General features: G+C 64.1%; 19 protein-coding genes and 1 tRNA gene. 8 read left to right on the forward strand and 12 right to left on the reverse strand.

The features are described from left to right. Positions 1-90 precede the first annotated feature (90 nt). The gene (locus ACVIIW_RS29910; protein ID WP_456703999.1) at positions 91-1,920 is read right to left on the reverse strand and encodes a glycosyltransferase; all 1,830 of its coding nucleotides are present in this window, start codon (positions 1,918-1,920) and stop codon (positions 91-93) included. A gap of 33 nt (positions 1,921-1,953) precedes the next feature. Here ACVIIW_RS29910 and ACVIIW_RS29915 point away from each other — a divergent pair, with 33 nt between their 5' ends. Continuing rightward, entirely contained in the window at positions 1,954-2,298 is a 345-nt protein-coding gene (locus ACVIIW_RS29915; RefSeq protein ID WP_456704000.1) for a hypothetical protein, read from the forward strand. Here ACVIIW_RS29915 and ACVIIW_RS29920 read toward each other — a convergent pair. The 3 genes from ACVIIW_RS29920 to ACVIIW_RS29930 all read right to left on the reverse strand — a co-directional run bounded on the left by ACVIIW_RS29920 (position 2,287) and on the right by ACVIIW_RS29930 (position 5,089). Continuing rightward, positions 2,287-3,567: an HlyD family efflux transporter periplasmic adaptor subunit gene (locus ACVIIW_RS29920; RefSeq protein ID WP_456704001.1), complete on the reverse strand. Its 1,281-nt coding sequence runs from the start codon at positions 3,565-3,567 to the stop codon at positions 2,287-2,289. The genes ACVIIW_RS29915 and ACVIIW_RS29920 overlap by 12 nt on opposite strands. A gap of 1,005 nt (positions 3,568-4,572) precedes the next feature. Beyond that, positions 4,573-4,657: transfer RNA gene (locus ACVIIW_RS29925), tRNA-Leu, on the reverse strand. 189 nt (positions 4,658-4,846) lie between these two features. Beyond that, entirely contained in the window at positions 4,847-5,089 is a 243-nt protein-coding gene (locus ACVIIW_RS29930) for a FliM/FliN family flagellar motor switch protein (RefSeq protein WP_456704002.1), read from the reverse strand. Between the two features lie 108 nt (positions 5,090-5,197). Here ACVIIW_RS29930 and lipB point away from each other — a divergent pair, with 108 nt between their 5' ends. Next, on the forward strand, positions 5,198-5,947 hold the full coding sequence (lipB, locus tag ACVIIW_RS29935; protein ID WP_456704003.1) for a lipoyl(octanoyl) transferase LipB: 750 nt from the start codon (positions 5,198-5,200) through the stop codon (positions 5,945-5,947). Between the two features lie 195 nt (positions 5,948-6,142). Continuing rightward, positions 6,143-6,856 carry a DNA helicase gene (locus ACVIIW_RS29940; RefSeq protein WP_456704004.1) on the forward strand — a complete coding sequence of 238 codons (714 nt, stop codon included), beginning with the start codon at positions 6,143-6,145 and terminating at the stop codon, positions 6,854-6,856. A gap of 43 nt (positions 6,857-6,899) precedes the next feature. On the opposite strand, the gene ACVIIW_RS29945 is transcribed toward ACVIIW_RS29940, so the two are convergent. Beyond that, positions 6,900-7,322: a tautomerase family protein gene (locus ACVIIW_RS29945; protein WP_456704005.1), complete on the reverse strand. Its 423-nt coding sequence runs from the start codon at positions 7,320-7,322 to the stop codon at positions 6,900-6,902. Between the two features lie 111 nt (positions 7,323-7,433). Between ACVIIW_RS29945 and ACVIIW_RS29950 the strand changes: the two genes are divergently transcribed. Continuing rightward, positions 7,434-8,288, forward strand: coding sequence for a LysR family transcriptional regulator (locus ACVIIW_RS29950; RefSeq protein ID WP_456704006.1), 855 nt, complete (start codon positions 7,434-7,436; stop codon positions 8,286-8,288). Positions 8,289-8,292: 4 nt separating this feature from the next. Here the strand turns inward: ACVIIW_RS29950 and ACVIIW_RS29955 are convergent, their stop codons facing one another. From ACVIIW_RS29955 to ACVIIW_RS29965, 3 genes are read right to left on the reverse strand one after another with little or no spacing between them, the layout of a single operon-like run. Further along, the gene (locus tag ACVIIW_RS29955) at positions 8,293-9,729 is read right to left on the reverse strand and encodes a TIGR01777 family oxidoreductase (RefSeq protein WP_456704007.1); all 1,437 of its coding nucleotides are present in this window, start codon (positions 9,727-9,729) and stop codon (positions 8,293-8,295) included. Next, complete coding sequence (locus ACVIIW_RS29960) at positions 9,726-10,391, reverse strand: DUF4166 domain-containing protein (protein ID WP_456704008.1); 666 nt, start codon at positions 10,389-10,391, stop codon at positions 9,726-9,728. Before ACVIIW_RS29960 ends, ACVIIW_RS29955 begins: the two co-directional genes overlap by 4 nt. Before the next feature lie 16 nt (positions 10,392-10,407). Further along, entirely contained in the window at positions 10,408-10,965 is a 558-nt protein-coding gene (locus tag ACVIIW_RS29965; RefSeq protein WP_456704009.1) for a GbsR/MarR family transcriptional regulator, read from the reverse strand. A gap of 154 nt (positions 10,966-11,119) precedes the next feature. Between ACVIIW_RS29965 and ACVIIW_RS29970 the strand changes: the two genes are divergently transcribed. Beyond that, positions 11,120-12,640, forward strand: a complete 1,521-nt coding sequence (locus ACVIIW_RS29970; RefSeq protein WP_456704010.1) for an ATP-binding protein — start codon at positions 11,120-11,122, stop codon at positions 12,638-12,640. A 55-nt stretch (positions 12,641-12,695) separates the two neighbouring features. Here ACVIIW_RS29970 and ACVIIW_RS29975 read toward each other — a convergent pair whose 3' ends face one another. From ACVIIW_RS29975 to ACVIIW_RS29990, 4 genes are all read right to left on the reverse strand, one after another. Beyond that, positions 12,696-12,995 carry an acylphosphatase gene (locus ACVIIW_RS29975; protein ID WP_456704011.1) on the reverse strand — a complete coding sequence of 100 codons (300 nt, stop codon included), beginning with the start codon at positions 12,993-12,995 and terminating at the stop codon, positions 12,696-12,698. Next, complete coding sequence (locus ACVIIW_RS29980) at positions 12,992-13,858, reverse strand: isocitrate lyase/PEP mutase family protein (protein WP_456704012.1); 867 nt, start codon at positions 13,856-13,858, stop codon at positions 12,992-12,994. Before ACVIIW_RS29980 ends, ACVIIW_RS29975 begins: the two co-directional genes overlap by 4 nt. A gap of 158 nt (positions 13,859-14,016) precedes the next feature. Beyond that, entirely contained in the window at positions 14,017-16,032 is a 2,016-nt protein-coding gene (locus ACVIIW_RS29985; RefSeq protein WP_456704013.1) for an acetyl-CoA carboxylase biotin carboxylase subunit, read from the reverse strand. Positions 16,033-16,210: 178 nt separating this feature from the next. Beyond that, positions 16,211-17,305: a zinc-binding metallopeptidase family protein gene (locus tag ACVIIW_RS29990; RefSeq protein ID WP_456704014.1), complete on the reverse strand. Its 1,095-nt coding sequence runs from the start codon at positions 17,303-17,305 to the stop codon at positions 16,211-16,213. A 203-nt stretch (positions 17,306-17,508) separates the two neighbouring features. On the opposite strand from ACVIIW_RS29990, the gene ACVIIW_RS29995 reads away from it, so the two are divergent. The 3 genes from ACVIIW_RS29995 to ACVIIW_RS30005 all read left to right on the forward strand — a co-directional run bounded on the left by ACVIIW_RS29995 (position 17,509) and on the right by ACVIIW_RS30005 (position 21,827). Further along, the gene (locus ACVIIW_RS29995; protein WP_456705310.1) at positions 17,509-19,974 is read left to right on the forward strand and encodes a PAS domain S-box protein; all 2,466 of its coding nucleotides are present in this window, start codon (positions 17,509-17,511) and stop codon (positions 19,972-19,974) included. A 61-nt stretch (positions 19,975-20,035) separates the two neighbouring features. Continuing rightward, positions 20,036-20,476: an EamA family transporter gene (locus ACVIIW_RS30000; protein WP_456704015.1), complete on the forward strand. Its 441-nt coding sequence runs from the start codon at positions 20,036-20,038 to the stop codon at positions 20,474-20,476. Between the two features lie 67 nt (positions 20,477-20,543). After that, entirely contained in the window at positions 20,544-21,827 is a 1,284-nt protein-coding gene (locus ACVIIW_RS30005) for an MFS transporter (protein WP_456704016.1), read from the forward strand. The last annotated feature ends 1 nt before the right edge of the window (position 21,828 follow it).

A 21,828-nucleotide genomic window follows, 5' to 3' on the forward strand; every position in this document is an offset into this window, starting at 1 on the left:
CACTCGCCCCTGGCTACCCCGGTTCCGACGGCAATATCGCCCGCGGTTCGAGCAGACCGGACGATGAGCATAGGGATCAACGCCATCAGCTCAGTCGACGACCTCGGGCACCGAACCGATGCCCGGGCTAAGCCGGGTTCTGGTGAAACATGTCGGGTGCAGGCTTCTAATTCCGGCGAGATGTTCCAAATCGCCGCTCCGCGGTTGAGGCCGGATGACCAGGCTCTCGGCCGGCAGACGCTCAGCCGGCCGAGGCGCTGCGGGTTTCGCGCCACTTGCCTCAACCTGAGGCAACGGCGCAGTCATTGACCAGATGCTCTTGAGCATCGTTCTGTTCACCGACCACGCGATGAGACCTTTCTCCTTCAGGCGACCGACGGTAAAGAGCTTGCGGATCAACAGGTCTCGTTCAAGCGACTGAGGCAATTTGAACTGCAGCCCGGCGAGCTGGCCTCTTTGTTGCACGATCATCGCGTCGATCCAGCCCACTTGCATGATGTGTACGCGCAGTTCCTTGCTGCGAGGACAGTCGACGCTGGAATGGAGCAGGACGCCAGCGCCGGAAAGGGAAATGTTGCTCATGCGCCCGGAAAGCAGCTCACCGGTCTCAGTCTGGATCAAGACCGATTCGTCGACATCGAAGCGTTCCTCGGAGCGTCCCATCCGCGCCTGTAGCGAGGTCATGCAGACGAAGAACAGCACGACGATGTTCACAACCGACCAGAAGGCAACCATCGGCAAGGCGGCCGGATGATCGATGATGCGCCATTCCGGGATGGTGTTCAGAACGAGGCCGACGACTGTCAGCCCCATCAGGGCCGCCGAAAGCCAGAATATCTCGGCAGCATAGCTTGCGCACCGCGCGGCGGCTCCCTTGGGCGTCACCCTGAACGCATGTCCCTTCGGCTTGACGAGAGTCCCGAGCACCGTGGGTAGAATCTTGAAGCTCTGGATGGTCGCCGACACCTGAGCAGCGAGTGGAAAATGCGCGTGCGGCGCGAACCACGAGATACCCCCGTTGAGCGCCAGGATCGCGGGAAACAAATAATAGAAGACCGATTCGGGGGTGACGTCGACGACAGGCGCGAGACCGGTCCACATGAATACGATCGGAACCAGCACGACCATGAGCGCCCTCAAGCCCAATGAGAGCCAATGCGTCGGAAAGAAGAGGAGCCGATGCATCAAGCTCAGTCCGGGGCCGAGCGGGCCGGCGGCGAGATAGAGAGTCTGGATCGCGCCACGCGCCCAGCGTTGCCGTTGCACAAAAAAGGCGCCAAGGCTTTCCGGCGCCAATCCAATTGCCAGCGGTTCGCAGAGATAACGGGTGACGTAGCCTTGGCGCAGCAGGACCAGCGTCAGCAGGATGTCTTCAGTAATGGACTGGGTCGGCAAGGAATCGCCCACCGCGCGGAGTGCGGCACGACGCGTGACCGAGTTGGACCCGCAACAAAAGGCACCATCCCAGCCGTCCCGCGCGGGCATGATGGAATCGAAGAAGAAGCGTTGTTCGTCCGGCAGTCCCCTGTGCAGGCCTAGATTCGCCTGCATCGGGTCCTCATTATAGAAGGCGTGCGGGATCTGAACGATTCCGATCTTCGGATCGGCGAAGAAGCCCATTGTGCGCATCAGGAAATTGCGCTGCGGCACGAAGTCCGCGTCGAAGATCGCGAAGAACTCGCCACCGGTCATCGTCAACGCATGATTGATGTTGCCGGCTTTCGCATTCAAATTGTCGGAACGGGTGAGATACCCGGCACCCTTGTGCTCGCAGAGTTGCTTGAGCCAGGGCCTGCGACCATCATCCAGGACCCAGACCTGGAAATTCGGATAGTCCAGGCAGAGTGCACCCGTGATCGTCTTTTCCAGCACCTCGAACGGCTCGTCATAGGTTGGAATGAAGACGTCGACCGAGGGCAACTCATCATCCCGCAGGCCGCGAAGCCGACGTTCGTGCTGATCTGCCTCGCTGCGGCGATCGGTCCTGCGAAGAAAGGTCAGATAGAGAATGAACTGATCCGTGAAGGTCAGGAGCTCAACGAAGAGACAGAACCAGATCCAGCCGACCTGATACCAGGTCCCGCTTGCCGGCAGCACGGTGGTGAAGATCCGCCATTCGAGATAGCGGGCAACGACGAGCCAAACCGCGGCAAAAACGGCGACACGCGCCCAAAGGCGCGCGACTGCAAACGTCGGCGCCAACAGGTACATCGCCGCGAAGACGCCCAGCATCGGCGCGAACAGCTGGGCGAGAGACAGAGTCACGAGCTGCACGGAATCTCTCGCTCACAGGGATGACTGGTCGAGGTCCAGCCGCGCGGTCAGCCATATCAGCTTCGAGCTGACCAATCGAAGCAGCCCGTCGGCTCTGCGCTCGAAGCGTACTTCGGCCAACCGTCCGATGTCGCAGGAGCCGTTGTGGTCAGCCGCCGTCTCGTTTGGTGGCAACGAGATCTCAACAGTAATATTGCCCGGATCAGGCCGCGGCACCCGAGCCGCGAGCAGGCGATCGTCCGCGTACGCCGCCGAGCCGCGAACTTGCCGGATCTGGCCGGTCTTCCACTCTCGACTCCCGATCAGGCGGACAGTCGCCGCATCTCCGGGCTTGATCTTCTCGAAATCGCGCTCGGGCAGTTCAACGACGATGAAGCGGCGTTCGCAATCTGCAAAATCAAAGACCGATTGCCCTTCCGTGACCATCGAGCCCGGGCTGGCCGCGACCGACCAGACCACGTGAGCTGCAGGCAGCGACAGATCGTAGTGATCAAGGCGATCAAGGCGAGCGCGCTCCGCTGCGATTTCTGCGGCCAGCTGCGCGGAACGTGAGCTGTTTTGCAACAGGTCCGTCTCAAGCTCCTGGCGACGGAGAACAAGCCGCTCGCGCTGCTGTTGAGAATAGGGCACGTCATTGGCATCGCCACGAAGATAAATGCCCTTCTCGGCCGCCGCCAACTCGGTCTTGAAGCGCTGCAGGCGTTCATCGGCCATCTGGCACCGCGTTACGGTTGCCTCCTCAGAAGCTTGCGCCTCGGCAGAACGCATCTGTGAACTGATGCCGAGCTTAACGAGCTTCTCCATCCGGCCCGCGACTTCGTTCCGCTGCCGCGCCTCGGCGAGACAGCCGCCTCTTTCAGCCTCCGTTTCCCCGATCTCGTGGCTCAGGCGCGCTATCGCCCCCAAACGATAATCCTCGCTGCGCTCGCGGAGCTTGCGATCGAGCTCGGCGATTTCCCCAAGTTGCCGACGTACGAGCTCGGCGCGTTTGGTGGACATGGCGAGCTGCTGATCGAGGTCAATGAGGTGCCGGCGATCCGGCGAACGTGCCTCGACCAGCGACACGACCCGGCTGCGCTGAAAATATTCACCTTTGCGTGGAAGATCAGAGGCGAGCTGACCTGCGATCGGTGCAGTCACTCGCATGAGCTCGGCGTTGACAAAGGCGGAGGGAGCAATTCTGTAGGTCACATACGGCAACAGGGCCCATCCGCTCAGAGCGATGATGCCGAGCGCGAGGGATCGTCGGACAATTCGGCTACGAATGAAGCGTTCGACATGCAATCGTACCACGGCTGGATCTCCAATGGGCTTTGGTCGCTGCACTCGCCTCGAAGGCTATCAATCGCCGCGGCCCGCCTGGCATTGTCATGAAGTCTGCATCTGAGGCGCTGAGCAGATCCGGCAACGTTGCTGCCAACCGAAATCGGGTTCGTCGCAATCGCAGACTCGTTTGCAACCAAGAGAAGTGTATTTAGGTTTCACCACATTAGGTTAACTTGTGTCAAAACCGGAAGATTACGGCCCCGAACAAAAATCGGGATGTGAACCTATTCCGGCTTGACGTCGGCGCGACATTGGCAGCGATCTTCTCCGCTTGGAGACGCGCGAAGCCGGACGTGCTGAGCCACCCCATTCCGGCGAACGCAGGGGATGTGCGTTGTCGGTGCAGTCGCGGATGCAAACGTCCCGCCGCGATCACGCAGCAGCCGCACGCAGTCCGCGCGATTGCGCCAAGCCACGTGTGGTGCCGTTCGCCGCGAGGACCTGTCGCCGCGGGCGTCGCTCAAGTCGGGATGTGCATCGAGCAATCGGCCGAGCTCATCGGCACGGTCCTTCGCCACGGTGTCCGGATGGCCTTGACCGCCCGTTCCACCGCGATCGGACGATCGCGGCTCGGCAGGAAATCGCAAGCAGGAGACGATCGCCTCGCTGCCGCCGGCCGTGCCGGCGAAGGCTCGTTTGCGGGTAACCTCGTCGACATGGGTCTATGCGCGCCAGCTCGCAAAGCCGTAGTTGCGCGCGCCTGCGGGCTCGGCCTCAGCGAGCTGCAGGTGAATGAGAGCCCGCCGATTACGACGCTCGCCTACGCAACTGCCCTCTCACGAGCAAGTCAGGTTCTTCCTCAGCGAGGAGCTGGCACAATGAAGACACGACCAACCAAGGGAGTTAGCGCTGGAACGAGACCCGCAAGATCGAGAACCGAAGGATTGCGCCGGAAAGGCAATACATGCCCATTCAGTAACAATGCGGGAACAGAAAGCCGCGAAATCTCTGCTCTAACAAAGACTTATTACTTGGTGCGCTCGGAGGGACTCGAACCCCCACGATTTTACTCACTGCCACCTCAAGGCAGCGCGTCTACCAGTTCCGCCACGAGCGCTGGGAATGCCGGCTGAAGGCTTGAGGCCTGCCGCATCAACGGCGCCGATCTAACAAATCCATCAGTGGGGTACAAGCCTGCCGAGGCCCTGAATTCCACAAGCTTGGCAGGAAATTTTTGGCCCTGGCCAACGGGCTGCCGGGTCCCCGGGCCTGCCGGTCCCCGGACCGCTACCGCGCGCCCAGGCCGCTACCGCGTGCCCGGCGTCCGGGGCAGCATCTGCTTGACCTCGACGGCGATCCGGTTGCGATCGACCAGGACGACTCCGGATGCCACGGGCAGATTGTTGGCGAGAACCTTGACCTCGTCGGCCTCGGTTGCGTCCAGCTCGATGATGGCGCCGCGGGAAAGACGTAATACTTGATGGATCGGCATGGTGGTCGTCCCGAGGACAACCGTGAGATCCACGGTGACTTTATCGAGTGTGGGCACTGTCAGGACCGCCGCAACTTGGGACTAAGAAGAAACCGAGACTAAGAGACTTGGGATCAAGAGACTTGGCATTTGCGCCTGTGATCATCACCCCGTTATGGTTAGCCAATGGTTAATTCGCCGCAAAACCCTCGCCAGAACCAGCGTCAAGAGCTCGATTTGACGTCGTTTTCCGCCGCCGGCGGCGAGCCTGTCGAATGGCTGATCTCGGACGCGCCGGTGCCTTATCCGCAAGCCGTGGCGGCCATGGAGGCGCGAGTCGCCGCGATCGCGGCCGGCGAAGCGGCGGAACTGGTCTGGCTGCTCGAGCACCCCTCGCTCTACACCTCCGGCACCTCAGGCAAGGAAAGCGACCTGATCGATCCCCGTTTCCCGACTTTCTCGACCGGACGCGGCGGCCAGCTCACCTATCACGGCCCCGGCCAGCGGGTGGCCTACATCATGCTCGACCTCAAGCGCCGCCGGCCTGACGTCCGGGCCTATGTCGCGAGCCTTGAGGAACTGATTCTGAAAACGCTCGCCGCCTTCAACGTGCGCGGCGAGCGGCGCGAGGACCGGGTCGGCGTCTGGGTGAAGCGGCCGGACAAGGGAGCCGAGCACGAGGACAAGATCGCGGCAATCGGCGTGCGGCTGAAGCGCTGGGTCTCGTTCCATGGCATCGCCATCAATGTCGAGCCGGAGCTGGAGCACTTTGCCGGGATCGTGCCCTGCGGCGTCGCTGATCCCCGCTACGGCGTCACATCGCTGGTCGATCTCGGCCAGCTCGTGACCATGGAAGACGTCGATGTCGCGCTTCGACAAGCGTTTGAAGAGCTGTTCGGGCCGACCCGCGCGCTGCTGCCGGAAGCCGCCGCCTGACATTCCTGTCGGAGGCGCGCTACGCGCGTTCTCCGCCGGCAGGGAATCGGGTACGCTTGTTTAAGGTGCCGCCTACGCCTCCCCCCTCCGCCGGGAAAGTACAGATCATACCGGGCGACTAAACCATCGGCCGACTGTTCGAGCGCCACGCATAAGGAGGGATTGCGCTTTCTGCTCGCATCAGGAGGTTTGACGATGAAATTGTCTGCGCCGATCTATCATCTCAAGCGAAAAGCCAAGCGCCTGTCCCGCGAGAAAGGCATTCCGCTGCACGATGCGCTCGACCGCGTCGCGACGACGCAAGGCTTTTCCGCCTGGAGCATGCTGGCAGCAAAGGCCGCAGCGCTGACGCCGGCGAGCAAGCTGTTTCCGCATTTTGCGCCCGGCGACCTCGTGCTGGTCGGCGCCCGGCCCGGTCAGGGCAAGACGCTGATGAGTCTCGAGCTTGCCGTGGAGGCCATGAAATCAGGCCATCGCGCCACATTCTTCTCGCTCGAATACAGCGAGAAGGACGTGATCGATCGCTTGCATGCGATCGGCGCGCCCCCCGCGCAGTTCGACAAGCTATTCGAGATCGACTGCTCTGACGCGATCAGCGCCGATTACATCGTCAAGCAGATGGCCGCGGCGCCACGCGGCACCGTCCTCGTGATCGACTATCTGCAGCTGCTCGACCAGCGGAGGGCGAACCCTGACCTCACGGTCCAGGTGCGCGCGCTAAAATCCTTCGCGCGCGACAAGGGGCTGATCGTCGTCTTCATCTCGCAGATCGACCGCTCCTATGATCCCGCGATCAAGCCCTGCCCTGATCTCGGTGACGTCAGGCTTCCGAACCCGCTCGACCTGAAACTGTTCGACAAGACCTGCTTCCTGAACAAGTCCGTCGTTCAGTTCCGAGCAGCAAGCTGACGAACGGGCCGCGCGCGGGATCGCTCACCCGCGGCTTGCATCATCACGCCGCCTTCAGCGACGCCTCGAGCTTGCCGGCGATGTAGCGCCGCTCCTGGGTCACGCCGCCGAAGCCGTAGGCGTCGCCCTTGACCTCGTCGACATGCAGATACGTCTCGGGATGCAGCGGGCCCAAAATCTCGGCCATGCGCTTGAACATCGCGGCGAGGTAGGCTGCCTTCTCGTCCTTGGTGTTGGTACCTTCCGTGACGTGGATGTCGATCCAGTAGCTGGCGAGCTTCTGCTCGGCGAGTGACTTCCCGCCGGCGAACCAGTCATCTGCATCGACCGACTTCACGATGACGGCGGTCACCTTGGGGTCCTTGTGCAGGATTTTTGCGGTGAGCTCCGACACGGCGCTCGCGATGTCGGACTTCAGCGAGGGCGACTGGCGGGACGAGCTGTAGGACACGGTGATCAGCGGCATTGTCGTTCTCCTCAGGATGTCGCGCTGTTTGCGCGGCGTTGATGAGAAGCTAGACCTTCCCGCATCATTTTGGTATCTTATCTCTATAGATAGCAGTGATAAAACATCATAATGAAAGCCACACTCGATATTGCGACGGTCCAGGCCTTTCTGCTGGTCGCCGACCTCCAGAGCTTCACCCGCGCCGCGGAGGCGCTCGGCACGACGCAGGCAGCCGTCAGCCTCAAGCTACAGAGACTGGAAGCGCTGCTGGGCAAACGTCTCGTCGAGCGCTCGCCCCGGGCCGTCGGTCTCACCGCCGACGGCGCGGGCTTCCTCGAGCGCGCCCGCGCTCTGATGGCGGCGCATGATCGCGCGCTCTCGGGCGAGGCCACGGCCGCGCAGTCGCTCTCGCTCGGCATCTCCGACCATGCGGCAGGCCCTGAACTGGTGCCGCTGCTGGAACGGCTGCACACGATGTCGTCAGACCTGACGCTTGCCGTCACCATCGGCTTCTCGCGCCAGATGCAGGATGCCTATGATGCGGGCGAGCTGGATGCGGTGATCGTGCGCCAGGAAGGCAGCCGTCGCGGTGGCGAAAAACTAACCGAGGATGAGTTCGGCTGGTTCGCGTCGCGCCGCTTCACGCTGCCGAAGGGCGAGCCACTGCCGCTGGCAACACTCGCCCCACCCTGCGGCGTTCGCGCGATTGCCGTACGTGCGCTCGACAAGGCCGGCGTCACCTGGCGTGAGCGCTTCGTCGGCGGCGGGGTGACGGCGGTCGTTGCCGCTGCGCTTGCTGGGCTCGCGGTCGCACCGCTGGCGCGGCGGATCGCAGCTCCCGGGCTGATCGACGTCGGACCTGCGCACAAGCTGCCCAAGCTCGGCAGCTCGAAGGTGATGCTGCATTCGAAGGTCAGCGCCCCCGCCAAGCTCGCCGCCCTGCGTGCGGTGGCAGCGACGTTCCGGAGTGCAGCCTCCACCTGACACCTCACAGAATCGCCTCGAACGCGCTGCGCAGCGTCTCGTGCCGGAAGACAAAACCGCGGCTCAACGCCTTGTTCGGCAGCACGCGCTGACCGCCGAGCAGCAGCTCGTCGGCAAAGCCGCCGCCGATCCGGCGCAAGATGCCTCCGGGGATGCGGAACACCGCGGGCCGGTGCAGCCGGCGGCCGAGCTCCTCGGTGAATTTTGCGTTGGTCACGGGGATCGGCGCAGTCGCATTGACCGGGCCTGTGAGATCGGGCGTCGCCATCACATAGGCGATCAGCCGGATCAAATCGTCGCGCTCGATCCAGGACATCCACTGCCGCCCGGTGCCGATGGGACCACCGAGCCCGAACTCGAACGGCGTCAGCATGCGCGTGATGAAGCCGCCCTCGGTGCCCAACACGAGCCCGATACGCAAGAAGACTACGCGGACGCCAAGCTCTTCCGCCGGCCGTGCCGCCTTCTCCCAGGCCGCGCACAGTTCGTGGCTGAAGCAGGCGTGCGACTTGGCAGATTCGGTCAGCACCTGGTCGGCCCACAACCCATACCAGCCGATCGCGGAGCCGCTGACCAGCACCTCGGGCTTGCGCGCGAGCCGCGCGATCAGCTTGACGACCTCGCCTGTCATCTCGACGCGCGAGCCGATGATCTTCGCGCGTTTGGTCTCGGTCCACAGCCCATTGCCGATCGGCTCGCCGGCGAGATTGACGATGGCGTCGATAGGTGTGTCCGCGGCGAGCTGATCAAGACTGGTGATCAGCGTCACCGGCGGCGGCAGCATCTCCGCCTTCGCGGGGTTGCGGATCAGCGCGATGACGTGGTGCCCTGCTCCGCTGAGGCTCGCCGCAAGGCGGCTGCCGATGAAGCCGGTCGCGCCTGTGATCAGCACGGTGTTGCGGCCGGAGATCTTCTCGACAAGTTCTTCCGCGGGAACAGTCTTCATGCGGCCGAGCCGGCGCATCGCCGCAAAATCCCTGATGCCGCAGAGTGCCGCGCCGACCGCGCAGGCGCTCGCGGCGATGCTGAGCAGGCCCTGATAGACGACCCTCATGCCGAACGGCTGCATCGCCCAATCGATCAGCACGGGCAGCAGCAGCACCAGAATGGCGCCGTAGTTGATCGCCAGCAGCGTGTGGTTGATCCGCTCGCTCGCCGGCAGCTTCCGGCTCAGATCCTCCTCGACGAAATCCATCAGCGTGATGACGATCTCGGCGACGAGAACCGCGACGATCAGCAACGCCGGCACGCCATGGACCTCTAACCAGCCGAGCAGCAGGAACAGCAGGGCATAGAGCATGTTGCGGATGCCATGCAGCTTCAGCTCGAAGCGCTGCGACGGTCGCCAGGCCAGGCGCTCGGTGAATTCGTGATGATAGAAGGTGTCGAACACGCCCATCACGATCTGGATGGCGATGAGCGTCCACAAGAGCGGGGTCATGACACGGCCTCCCTGAACACGGCGGACTGGTGGATCAGCGCGCCGTAACGCGGATGGATGACGTCGAGAGTGAAACGGAATGCGCCCTCGCCGAGATCGCTGTGCGTCACCGTGAGATCGCCCGGCGTGAGCCATTGCGGCAGCGGGATCCAGAGGCGCCCGAACTGCAGGCCATAGGCGGCACTGCGGAAGGTCAACGTCTCGCCTTCGACCGCGATACGGAGCGCCATCGAGACGCCGAAGCCGACATATTCCTCGAGCCCGGTCGGGCCAGCAAAGCGTTTTGCCGAGTGGATCACCTGCGGAAAGCCGCGCTTGCGCGCGCAGATGCGGGTCCAGGTCTGGCCGCCGGTCGCACCGTCCTCGGTGACGGTGACGATCATGGGCACGCCTGTGTCGCGCCCCGTGGGCAGCGGGCCCCCAATCAGGCGCGCGGCTTGCGCAAACCACCAGCCGATATCGCTGAACGAGAGCTCGTCGACGATTCCGACATAGACCACGCTGTCGCCGTCGGCGACACGCTTGGAGAAGCGCCGCCACGTTGCGAGCGGCAGGCGGCCCCAATCCTCATCCGACAGCAATGCGCGAAAGCGGCGGTCGTCGAGCAGCTTGATGTGAGCGGTGGTTGGTGCGTTGGAGCCTGATAATCTCGCCGACGTCATCACAACCTCCTCAGAACTATTTGGCCTTGCCGAGCGGCAACAGGTTGCCGATCTTCTCGCCAAGCCGCATCAAGGCGACGAGGCGCGGCCGCGGCACTTTCAGCATCTGCATGAACCAGTGGTCGGCGAGCTCGGTGAAGGCGAGCATCTCCTTGAGACGTTTGCTCGCGACCGGATTGATCGTCGGATCGTCGGCGGCGTCGGTCACGCAGGCCCTGAGCGCGGTGATCGCAGGATCGAGCTCGCGCTCCTTGCGCCTTGCTGCGATCCGCGCTGCGACCTCCCAGATGTCGGTCTCGGCCTCGTAATGATCGCGGCGGTCGCCGAGGATCGGCACTCGCCGGATCAAATTCCAGGCCAGCAGCTCCTTCAGCGAGTTGGAGACGTTGGAGCGGGCCATGCCGAGCGTGTCGGCGATGTCCTCGGCCGTCATCGGTGCCTCGGCCAGATACAAGAGCCCGTGGATCTGGCTGACCGAGCGGTTGACGCCCCACTGGTCCCCCATGTCGCCCCAATGCAGGATGAAGCGCTCGACGGCGGCAGGGAGTTTCTTCTTTCCTGTTATTTCTGTCATAACAGAAATATCTGACAGATGCGACTGCCTGTCAAGGGACGTTTGGCGGCGTCGCGTGCTTGCACACCGGCCCCTCGATTTGCCTTAAAACATCCCAGCGAACGGGAACCAAACGCCCCCTGAGACGTTTGTCCCGGTCGAGGCGGGGTTAGGAATGGTCAAAAAGTCCAGTCAACAGAGAGACTTATTCGAAAGTGAACGAAGCTTTCGGCTGTTGGTTGAGGGAGTTGCGGACTACGCGCTCTATATGCTCGATCCCAATGGGATCATCACCAGCTGGAATATCGGCGGCGAGCGGATCAAGGGCTATTCGCCCCAGGAGATCCTCGGCCAGCATTTTTCGCGCTTCTACACCGAGACCGATCGCACCAACGGCAAGCCTGCGCGCGCGCTCGGCATCGCCAGGGAGCAGGGCCGCTACGAGGAGGAAGGCTGGCGCGTCCGCAAGGACGGCACCTTCTTCTGGGCGAGCGTCGTCATCGACCCGATCTACGAGGACGGTAACCTCGTCGGCTTCGCCAAGATCACCCGCGACATCACCGAGCGCCGCGAGACGCAGCTGAAGCTCGAGGCGATGCAGACGCAGCTTGCGGAGTCGCAGAAGTTCGATGCGCTCGGCCAGCTCACCGGCGGAGTAGCGCACGACTTCAACAACCTCCTGATGATCATCAGCGGCAGCCTCCATATCCTCAGGAAGGGCGCCCCCGACGATTCGAAGTTTCAGCGCGCCATCCTGGCGATCGACACGGCCACGAGACGCGGCGCTGCGCTGACGGGACAGCTCTTGAGCTTCGCGCGGCGGCAGAGCGTCAATCCGCAGCCGATCCGGTTCGGCGACCGCGTGGAGGCGATCCGCGAGGTGCTTCACGCGGGCGTCGGCAGCGCCGTTCGTCTCGCCTTCGAGATCGAGCGTGACCTCTGGCCGGTCAGGGCTGACGTCTCCGAGCTCGAGACGGGGCTGCTCAACCTGGTCATCAATGCGCGTGACGCCATGCCCGACGGCGGCACGGTGACGATCGGCGCGCACAACATCGTCCTGAATGATCCCCTTCATAGCGGCGAATACGTCGCGATCACCGTCGCCGACACCGGGCTCGGCATTCCCTCCGACGTCGTCGACAAGATTTTCGAACCGTTCTTCACGACGAAGCCGGTCGGCAAAGGCACCGGGCTCGGTCTGTCGCAGGTGCACGGCTTTGCGCATCAGGCCGGCGGCACGGTCAAGGTCGCAAGCGAGCTCGGCAAGGGCACGACCTTCACGATCCTGCTGCCGCGTGAAACCGCGACAGCACCGGTCGAAGCGCTCGAACCGGGGCCGGTGCGCGGCAGCGGCACGGTGCTGCTGGTCGAGGACAATCCCGACGTAGCCCTCGTCAGCATCGGCCTGCTGGAGCAGCTCGGCTACCGCGTGCATCGGGTTGCAGATGCCGAATCCGCGTTGCGGGAGATCGAGACCAACGGTGTCGACTTCGTGTTCTCCGACATCGTGATGCCCGGCAAAATGGACGGGCTCGGCCTCGCTCACCGCCTTCGCCAGATCCGCCCCAACCTGCCGGTGCTGCTCGCCACCGGCTATAGCGAAGCCGCCGCCGGTGTCCGCGGCGATTTTCCGATCCTGCGCAAGCCGTATGAGATCCACGAGCTGAGCGAGGCGATTTCGAAGCTGCCGCGGTGATGGTTTCTTCACCTCTCCCGAAGGGAGAGTGACACTGCGATCGCCGATCGTGCCCCTAAACCGTCGGCAACACCGAGAACGCCTCCCCTGGCCGGCGCAGGTTCAACTCATCCACGCTCGCCGTTTCGCTGGTCACGTTGTCGACATGCGAGGACGGCGGGCCGTGGCGGCACAGCGCGACCATGTCCGCAACGAGTTTCGGCGGACCTGCGAACAGCGCTTCGACGCTGCCGTCGCGGCGGTTGCGCACCCAGCCTTCGAGGCCGCTCGCGGTCGCCTGATGCTCGACCCAGGCCCGGTAACCGACGCCCTGGACGCGGCCGCGGATCATCAGCTGAAGGATTGCCCGGCTCATTTTTTCAGTCCGAGAAAGTCAGCGCTGCGCTCTTTTACCTCGGCATCGCGCATGACGCGGCTGGTCAACTCCGCCGGCGGCAATCCCTTCAGCGCTGTCGGCGACGCCCCCTCTCGCAACGCCTTCTGCACCTCGTACACCGCCCGCGTGGCCGCCGCGATCGGCGCATGGCCCTGAAGCGCGATGCGGACGCGCTGGTTCGCCAGGTAATCGGTCGCATTCAATTCGTCCGGCGCACCACCAAGCACGATCGGCAGATGGGTTGCGCTCACGATCGCCTCGAGCTCTGCCCGCGACCTGACGCCGGTGAAGAACAGCGCATCGACTCCGGCGGCCTCATAAGCCTTGGCACGCCTGATCGCGTCCTCGATCGCAGTGATCGAGGCCGCGCCGGTGCGGCCCATGATGACCAGCGCGGGATCGCCGCGGGCGTCGAGCGCGGCTTTCATCTTGCCGACGCCCTCGTCCAGCGAGATCAGCTGCGTTCTTGCCTCGCCAAAAGCGGCCGGCAGCAGCGTGTCCTCGATGGTCAGGCCGGCAGCACCCGCCGTCTCCAGCTCCTGCACCGTGCGGCGCACGTTGAGCGCATTGCCATAGCCGTGATCAGCGTCGACCAGCACCGGCAGGCTTGCCGCGCGCGACATCCGCCGCATCTGCTCGGCGAGCTCGGTGAGCGTGATCAGGGTGACGTCAGGATCGCCGAGCACGGCGAGTGAGGCCACAGAGCCGCCGAACATGCCGAGTGGAAAGCCGAGATCCTCGGCAATGCGGATCGAGATCGCGTCATAGACCGAGCCGGGATGGACGCAAGCGTGGCCCGACAAAATCGATCGGAGTTTTTCGCGGCGGGAACGAAAGGCCATGGTGCCCTCTCAACTGTTGCGACGCAGCCGCAACATACTCCGTCATTGCGAGCGTAGCGAAGCAATCCAGAATCTTTCCGCGGAGGCAGTCTGGATTGCTTCGCTGCGCTCGCAATGACGATGTCGTGGGGCCCGGCTAAGGGCCCCAAGTGCACGCTTTACGCAAACTCCAGGATCAGCGCGTCCACCGCCAGCGTCGCGCCGGCGCTGGCGTGGACCTTCTTCACGGTGCCGTCCTGTTCGGCACGCAGCACGTTCTGCATCTTCATGGCTTCGACCACGGCCAGCGTCTCGCCGGCCTTGACCTCCTGCCCTTCGGTCACGGCGATCGAGACGATGAGGCCGGGCATCGGGCACAGCAATTTCTTGCCGCTGTCGGAAGCGGTCGTCACCGGCATCAGCCGCGCGGAGGCCGCTTCCGCTTCCGTCCAGACATAGACCGGCACCTCGACGCCCTGATGCGCCAGACGGATGCCGTTGGCGATCGGGCGCGCCTGCACCGCGATGAAGTGACCGTCGATCGTGCCCTGCCAGACCGGATCGCCCGGCTTCCATGCGGACTGCAACAGATGCGCGTTTCCGGCCTTGCCCTCGGCATCGATGAACCGGATCGCGATCGCCTCACCCTCGCGACTGACCTCCAGCAAAATCTCCTGGCGATCGAGCCACACCGCGCGGCGGCGCTCGCGCTGCACCACGCGGCCGCCCAGCTGGCCCGAGATCTGCCGCTTGCGTTCGCCGAGCACATGATCAACTGCCGCACCGACCGCTGCGATCCGCCGCGCGACCTCGCCCTCGGGCACGCGCGCGGCAAATCCCTTGGGGAATTCCTCGGCGATGAAACCGGTCGACAGATTTCCCTCGCGCCAGCGCGGATGATGCATCAGTGCCGACAGGAACGGGATGTTGTGCCTGATCCCGTCGACATAGAACGAGTCGAGCGCGGTCGCCTGCGCCTCGATCGCCGCGGCGCGCGACGGCGCGTGTGTGACGAGCTTGGCGATCATCGGATCGTAATGGATCGAGATCTCGCCGCCCTCCTGCACGCCGGTGTCGTTGCGCACGGTGATGCCATCCTGGCTCACTTCCGCGGGCGGGCGATACTTCACGAGGCGACCGATCGATGGCAGGAAGTTGCGGAACGGGTCCTCCGCATAGAGACGCGATTCCACCGCCCAGCCGGTCAGCGTGACGTCCTTCTGAGTCAGCGCCAGCTTCTCGCCCGCAGCCACGCGGATCATCTGCTCGACGAGGTCGACGCCGGTGACGAGCTCGGTGACGGGATGCTCGACCTGGAGGCGCGTGTTCATCTCCAGGAAGTAGAAGCTCTTGTCCTGGCCAGCGACGAACTCGACGGTGCCGGCGGAATCGTAGTTCACGGCCTTGGCCAGCGCGACGGCCTGCTCACCCATCTTGCGGCGGGTGGCTTCATCGAGCAGCGGCGATGGCGCCTCTTCGATGACCTTCTGATTGCGGCGCTGGATCGAGCATTCGCGCTCGCCGAGATAGATCACGTTGCCATGCTTGTCGCCGAGCACCTGGATCTCGATATGGCGGGGATCGACGATGAATTTTTCGACGAAGACGCGGTCGTCGCCGAACGAGGCCTTGGCTTCGGCCTTGGCGAGATTGAAGCCCTCGGCGACCTCGGCTTTGGAATGCGCAATGCGCATGCCCTTGCCGCCACCGCCGGCCGAGGCCTTGATCATCACGGGATAGCCGATCTCGTCGGCGATCCTCACCGCGTGCTTGTCGTCCTCGATGACGCCGAGATAGCCCGGCACGGTCGAGACCTTGGCTTTGGCCGCCGCCTTCTTGGATTCGATCTTGTCGCCCATCGCGGCGATCGCGCCGGGGTTGGGACCGATGAAGACGATGCCGGCTGCTTCCAGCGCCCGCGGAAACGCCTCGCGCTCGGACAGGAAGCCGTAGCCGGGATGGACCGCCTCGGCGCCGGTTTTTCTACATGCTTCGACGATCTTCTCGATCACCAGATAGCTCTCGGCCGCAGCAGGCGGGCCGATCAGGACGGCCTCGTCGGCCATCTCGACATGGAGAGCGTCGCGGTCGGCCTCGGAATACACGGCAACCGTCTGAATTCCCATCTTGCGGGCGGACTTGATGACCCGGCAGGCGATTTCGCCGCGGTTGGCGATCAGGATGCGTTTGAACATGTTTTTCTTGAGCTTCGTCCCTTGGGCGGGACCCCTCCCGGGCCGGCGGTAGGCCGAGCGGACGGGGCCGTACCCTGTCGTGGTACAGCAAAATCGGCCGGAGGCAACGGTCTAAATCCGCCATGCCTCTGGCGTACCAGCGCAAGACCTGATCGGGCCAGGTGAGCCGCTGGAGGGCCTATGGCTTCGGGGCCTTGATCGTGTCCGTGGTGGTATCCTTGGCCACGTCCCGGACGAGGCCATGAATGAAGCCCAACTTGGTGACGACGGCCGGCGACAGGATGAAGGGGTAGAGGTCGCGCAGACCCATGGCGCGGTTGACGCTGTTCATCGCGAAGGTGAAGGGCAGCCATGCGTTGACGATCGCCTCGACGTCCCTTGCCTCGTAGGGGTTGAACCGAATCCGTGTCGACAACTCCCCGTCGCGATCGACCTTGGGACGAACCTCCATGCCGAACTCGCCTGCCATCTCCAGAGTATCGACGATGTGGAGATAGTGCGCCCAGGTCTCGGCGAAGTCCTCCCAAGGATGCGTTGTCGCATAGGCCGAGACGTAATTCTGCTGCCAGTCCAGCGGCGCGCCATCGGCATAATGGCGTCGCAGGGCCTCGCCGTAATCGGTGGAATCGTCGCCGAACACGGCGCGGCATTCGTCCAGTCTGCCGCCGTCGCGCACCAGCACGTCCCAAAAGTAATGTCCGACCTCGTGGCGGAAATGCCCGAGCAGCGTGCGATACGGCTCGCCCATTTCGAGCCTGCGCCGCTCGCGCTCGATGGCATCGGTCTCGGTCAGCGCGATCGTGATCAGGCCGTTGTCATGGCCGGTCATGATCCTCTCGCCACTGTTCGGATCGTCGGCGAGGAAATTGAAGAGCAGGCCGTGCTCCGGGTCGTCCTGCCGGGTCTGGACCGGCAGCTTCCAGCGGATCAGGGAATAGAACAGCCGGTGCTTCGCCACCTCCAGCTCGCGCCAACCGGCGAGCTGCGCGGGGTCGGAGAGATCGGGCACGATGCCGTTGTGGCGGCAGGCACGGCAATAGCCGGTGGTATCGCCGGCATCCGTCAGCCAGTTGCAAGCATCATACTCGGCATTGCGGCACAGCATCCGCCCCTTGCCCTTGTCGGCCAGCGTGGCCCAGCCCTCCCCATCCGGCTCGATCGCCGACATTGTCTCCTTCTCCGGCAGGAAGGCGACCCTGTGACCGCAGCGCTCGCAAGCGCGGTTCTCGAAATAGAGAATGTTGCCGCAGTCCTGGCAGACGAAGAGCTTCAAGATTTAGCCTCTCGGGGGGAATTCTTATCACTATCGGATATGGCGCTTAGCAGATACGCGCGCCGACGGCTCGTCGTTCCAAAGTTTGGAACAAATTGCCAGACCCGACGTTCGTTCATGCCCGCCACCCCTGCGTATTCCCTTTGAGCAATGGATATCACGCTTTGTCTGTGTGAATATCGGACCGGGACGTCTGCTCCCGCATCACAACGGCCGACGCCTTGAACGATCCAGCGCCCGAAACCACCGCCGCCGAGCGGCTGCGCCAGCACCTCGAAGAGATCGCGCGCGAGCGCGACAATGCCTATCATGCGCTCCAGGAGCGCGAGGCGGAGCTCGCACGCATCCAGCGCATCGGCAAGGTCGGCGGCCTCGAGGTCGACTTCCGCGAAGGTTTCAAGAACCGCCGTTCGCCGGAATATCTGATGATCCATGGGCTGCCGCCCGAGGCCGTCGACGAGACGCATGAGGACTGGGTCAGCCGTATCCATCCTGACGACCGCCACGCCACGGTCAAACACTTCTTCGATGCGTTGGCCGCAACCGGCGAGGACTACACCGCCGAGTACCGCATCATCCGCCCGAGCGACCGCGAGACGCGCTGGATCCGGGTCGTCGCCAAGATCGAGCGCGACAGCGACGGCCGCGCCGTCCGCCTCGTCGGCGCCCATATCGACATCACCGACCAGGCGCTGGCGCGCGAGACGCTGCGGGAGAGCGAGGAGCGGTTTCGGCTGATCGCCGACAGCGCGCCGGTGCCGATCTGGGTGACGAAGCTCGACCGCACGCGCTCCTTCGCCAATCAGGCCTATGTCGACTTCGTCGGGCTGCCCTACGAGCAGGCCATCGCCTTCGACTGGCGCAAGGTGCTGCATCCCGACGACCTGCCCCGCGTGCTGCAGCAATCCGTCCAGGGCGAGGCCTCGCTCAAACCGTTCGTGCTGGAGGCGCGCTACAGGGATGCTTCTGGCGAATGGCGCTGGCTGCGCTCGGAATCGCAGCCGCGCTGGGATCCGACCGGCAAGCATATCGGCTTCATCGGCGTCGCCCACGACATCACCGCCGCCAAGCAGGCCGAGATTGAGCTGCGCAGACTCAACGAGACGCTGGAAGAGCGCATCGCCGAGCGCACTGCCGAGCTTGAATCCAACGAATCCCGGCTGCGCGCCATCCTGGCGACCAGCAACCAATATCAGGGCCTGGTCGACCTCAAGGGCGAACTGCTCTACGCCAACAACACTGCGCTCGACGGCATCAAGGCCCGCAGTGAGGATGTGATCGGCAGGCCGTTCTGGGAAACGCCGTGGTTCACCGGCACACACGGTATGAGTGCCGCCGTGCACGAGGCCTTCGAGAGCGTGTTGAAAGGCCAGGCGGTGCGGATGGAGATGCGGCTGCGCCTCCCGGTCGGCGAGCGCGACTTCGATTTCGGCATGCGGCCCGTGCTCGACCGCCATGGCAACATCACCGGCGCAGTGCCGGAGGCGGTCGACATCACCGAGCGACGTCGCGGCGAGGAAGCGCTGCGGCAGTCGCAGAAGATGGAGGCGATCGGCCAGCTCACCGGCGGCGTCGCACATGACTTCAATAATCTGCTCACGATCATCCGCTCGGCGACCGACTTCCTGCGCCGGCGCGAGCTGCCGGAGGAGCGCCGCCGCCGCTATGTCGATGCCATCTCCGACACCGTCGAGCGCGCCTCCAAGCTGACCGCGCAGCTCCTCGCCTTTGCGCGGCGGCAGCCGCTGAAGCCGCAGATCTTCAATGTCGGCAGCCAGGTCGAAGGCGTGGCGCAGCTGGTCCGACCGCTGGTCGGCGGTCGCATCGAAATCGCCGTCCAGATCGACGATTCCGATTGCTTTACCGTGGCCGACGTCGCCCAGTTCGAGACCGCGCTGATCAACCTCGCCATCAACGCCCGCGACGCCATGGACGGCGAAGGCCGCCTCACCATCGCCGTGCGCAAGGTTCAGGGCATTCCGAACCTGCGTGCGCAATCGGCGCGCGGCGGCGACTATGTCGCAATCTCCGTGGCGGACACCGGCAGCGGCATCGCACCCGAGAACATCGACGCCATCTTCGAGCCGTTCTTCACCACCAAGGAGGTCGGCAAAGGTACCGGGCTCGGCCTCAGTCAGGCGTTCGGCTTCGCCAAGCAGTCCGAGGGTGACATCGCGGTGACGAGCACGCACGGACAGGGCGCGACCTTCACGATCTATTTGCCGCAGGCGCAGAGCCCCGCGACCGAAAAGGAAGCCACATCGCTGACCAGCGAAAGCGCGACCACCGGGCGCGGTTACCGCGTCCTCGTGGTCGAGGACAATGACGATGTCGGCCAGTTCTCGACTGAGCTCCTGGAGGATCTCGGCTACGTCACCCGCCGCGTCGCCAACGCCAGTGCAGCACTCGCCATTCTCGCGGAGAACGAATTCGCCGTCGACCTCGTGTTCTCCGACGTCATCATGCCCGGCATGAACGGCGTCGAGCTCGCCGGCATCATCCGCGAGCGCTATCCGGGCCTGCCGGTGGTGCTCACCTCTGGCTACAGCAACGTGCTCGCCGAAAACGCCCACCGCGGGTTCGAATTGATTCAGAAGCCGTATTCGGTGGAGTCGCTGTCGCGCATCCTGCGCAAGGCCATTACCGAGAAGCTGTCGGTGGCAAGGTAGACATGAGCGCAGGAAGCCACCACAAACGACGCTGGCGCGTCGTCCAACGGATATCGATGACATGAAACCCGCTTTCTTCTCCGCCTGGCAGACCTGGGCGCTGCTGTCCGCCTGCTTTGCCGCATTGACTGCGATCTTCGCCAAGATCGGCGTCGAGAACATCAATCCTGATTTCGCGACATTCATCCGCACGATCGTGGTGCTGCTGGCTTTCTCGGTGCTGTTGTTCTTCACCGGGCAGTTCGCGGTGCCCTCGGCGGTCTCGTCGCGGACGTGGCTGTTCCTGGTGCTGTCGGGCCTCGCCACCGGCGCGTCTTGGCTGTGTTACTTCCGAGCGCTGAAGCTCGGACCCGCCACGCTGGTCGCACCGATTGACAAGCTCAGCGTCGTGCTGGTTGCCGTTTTCGCTTTCGCCTTTCTCGGTGAGCGTCCGACGGCGCAAGGCTGGGTCGGGATCACGATGATTGGCGCCGGCGCGGTTCTCCTGGCTGTGAAGTTCTAGGTCGGGAACAAAGTTGGCGGGAGTTCGGTTTCTGCCGGGGCGCTTCCCTGCCTCGATCGAGACACCGATGTCGAGCGAACACCGCAGTCAGGCAAGGCAGGCCGGCCACGCGCTGGATGCAGCGAATTTCTTCCTCGCCGACGTCCGTGACGGGCTCGGCCCCTATCTTGCCGTCTACCTCCTCACCGAGCAGCACTGGGACGAAGCGCGCATCGGCCTCGTGATGTCGATGGCAACCATCGCCGGCATCGTGGCGCAGACGCCGGCCGGCGCTCTGGTCGATGCGACGCGCGCGAAGCGGACCGCGATGGCGGCCGCCGCCATCATGGTGACCATCGCCTCGCTGTCCGTGCCGCTGTTTCCAAGCTTCTTGCCGGTCGCGATCTCCCAAGGTATCGCGCAAGCCGCCGCCGTGGTCTTCCCGCCGGCAATCGCGGCCGTCTCGCTCGGCATCTTCGGCCGTGCCGCCTTCACTCGGCGGATCGGCCGCAACGAGACCTTTAATCACGCCGGCAACGCGGTCGCGGCCGGGCTCGCAGGCGTGTCCGCTTACTGGTTCGGCCCGACAGTCGTGTTCTGCCTTCTCGGCGCCATGGCCCTCGCGAGCCTCGTCAGCATCCTCGCGATCCCGGAACGCGCCATCGACCACGAGCTTGCCCGCGGCCTGCACGAAACCGCTCCGGATGGGCAGCACGAACCGCCGTCCGGGCTCGGCGTGCTGCTCACGTGTCGGCCCCTGCTCGCCTTCGCGATCTGCGTCCTGCTCTTTCACCTCTCCAACGCCGCGATGCTGCCGTTGGTCGGGCAAAAGCTCGCGCTTCAAGACAAGAAGCTGGGCACCAGCCTGATGTCCGCCTGCATCGTGGCGGCGCAGATCGTGATGGTGCCGTTCGCCATCCTGGTCGGCGCCCGGGCCGACCGCTGGGGCCACAAGCGCTTCTTCCTTGCCGCGCTCCTGATCCTCCCAATTCGAGGCGCGCTCTACACCTTCTCCGACAATCCATCCTGGCTGGTCGGCGTGCAGCTGCTGGACGGCGTCGGTGCCGGCATCTTTGGCGCGATCTTCCCCGTCATCGTTGCCGATCTGATGCGTAACAGCGGCCGCTTCAACGTCGCGCAGGGCGTTGTCATCACAGCCCAGAGCATCGGAGCTGCGCTGTCGACGACGCTCGCCGGTTTCGTCGTGGTCGAAGCTGGCTACAGCGCAGCCTTCATGACCCTCGGCGCGATCGCCGCGATCGGCGTCGTCATCTGCCTCCTCGCCCTGCCCGAGACGCGGCAAATCGTCGATGTCGGTCCGCGCCCGCGGGGGAAGACAGCGGCGCGAGCTTCCGCTATCGCTGCGAAATGAA

It is taken from the genome of Bradyrhizobium sp. USDA 4449 (assembly GCF_054056275.1).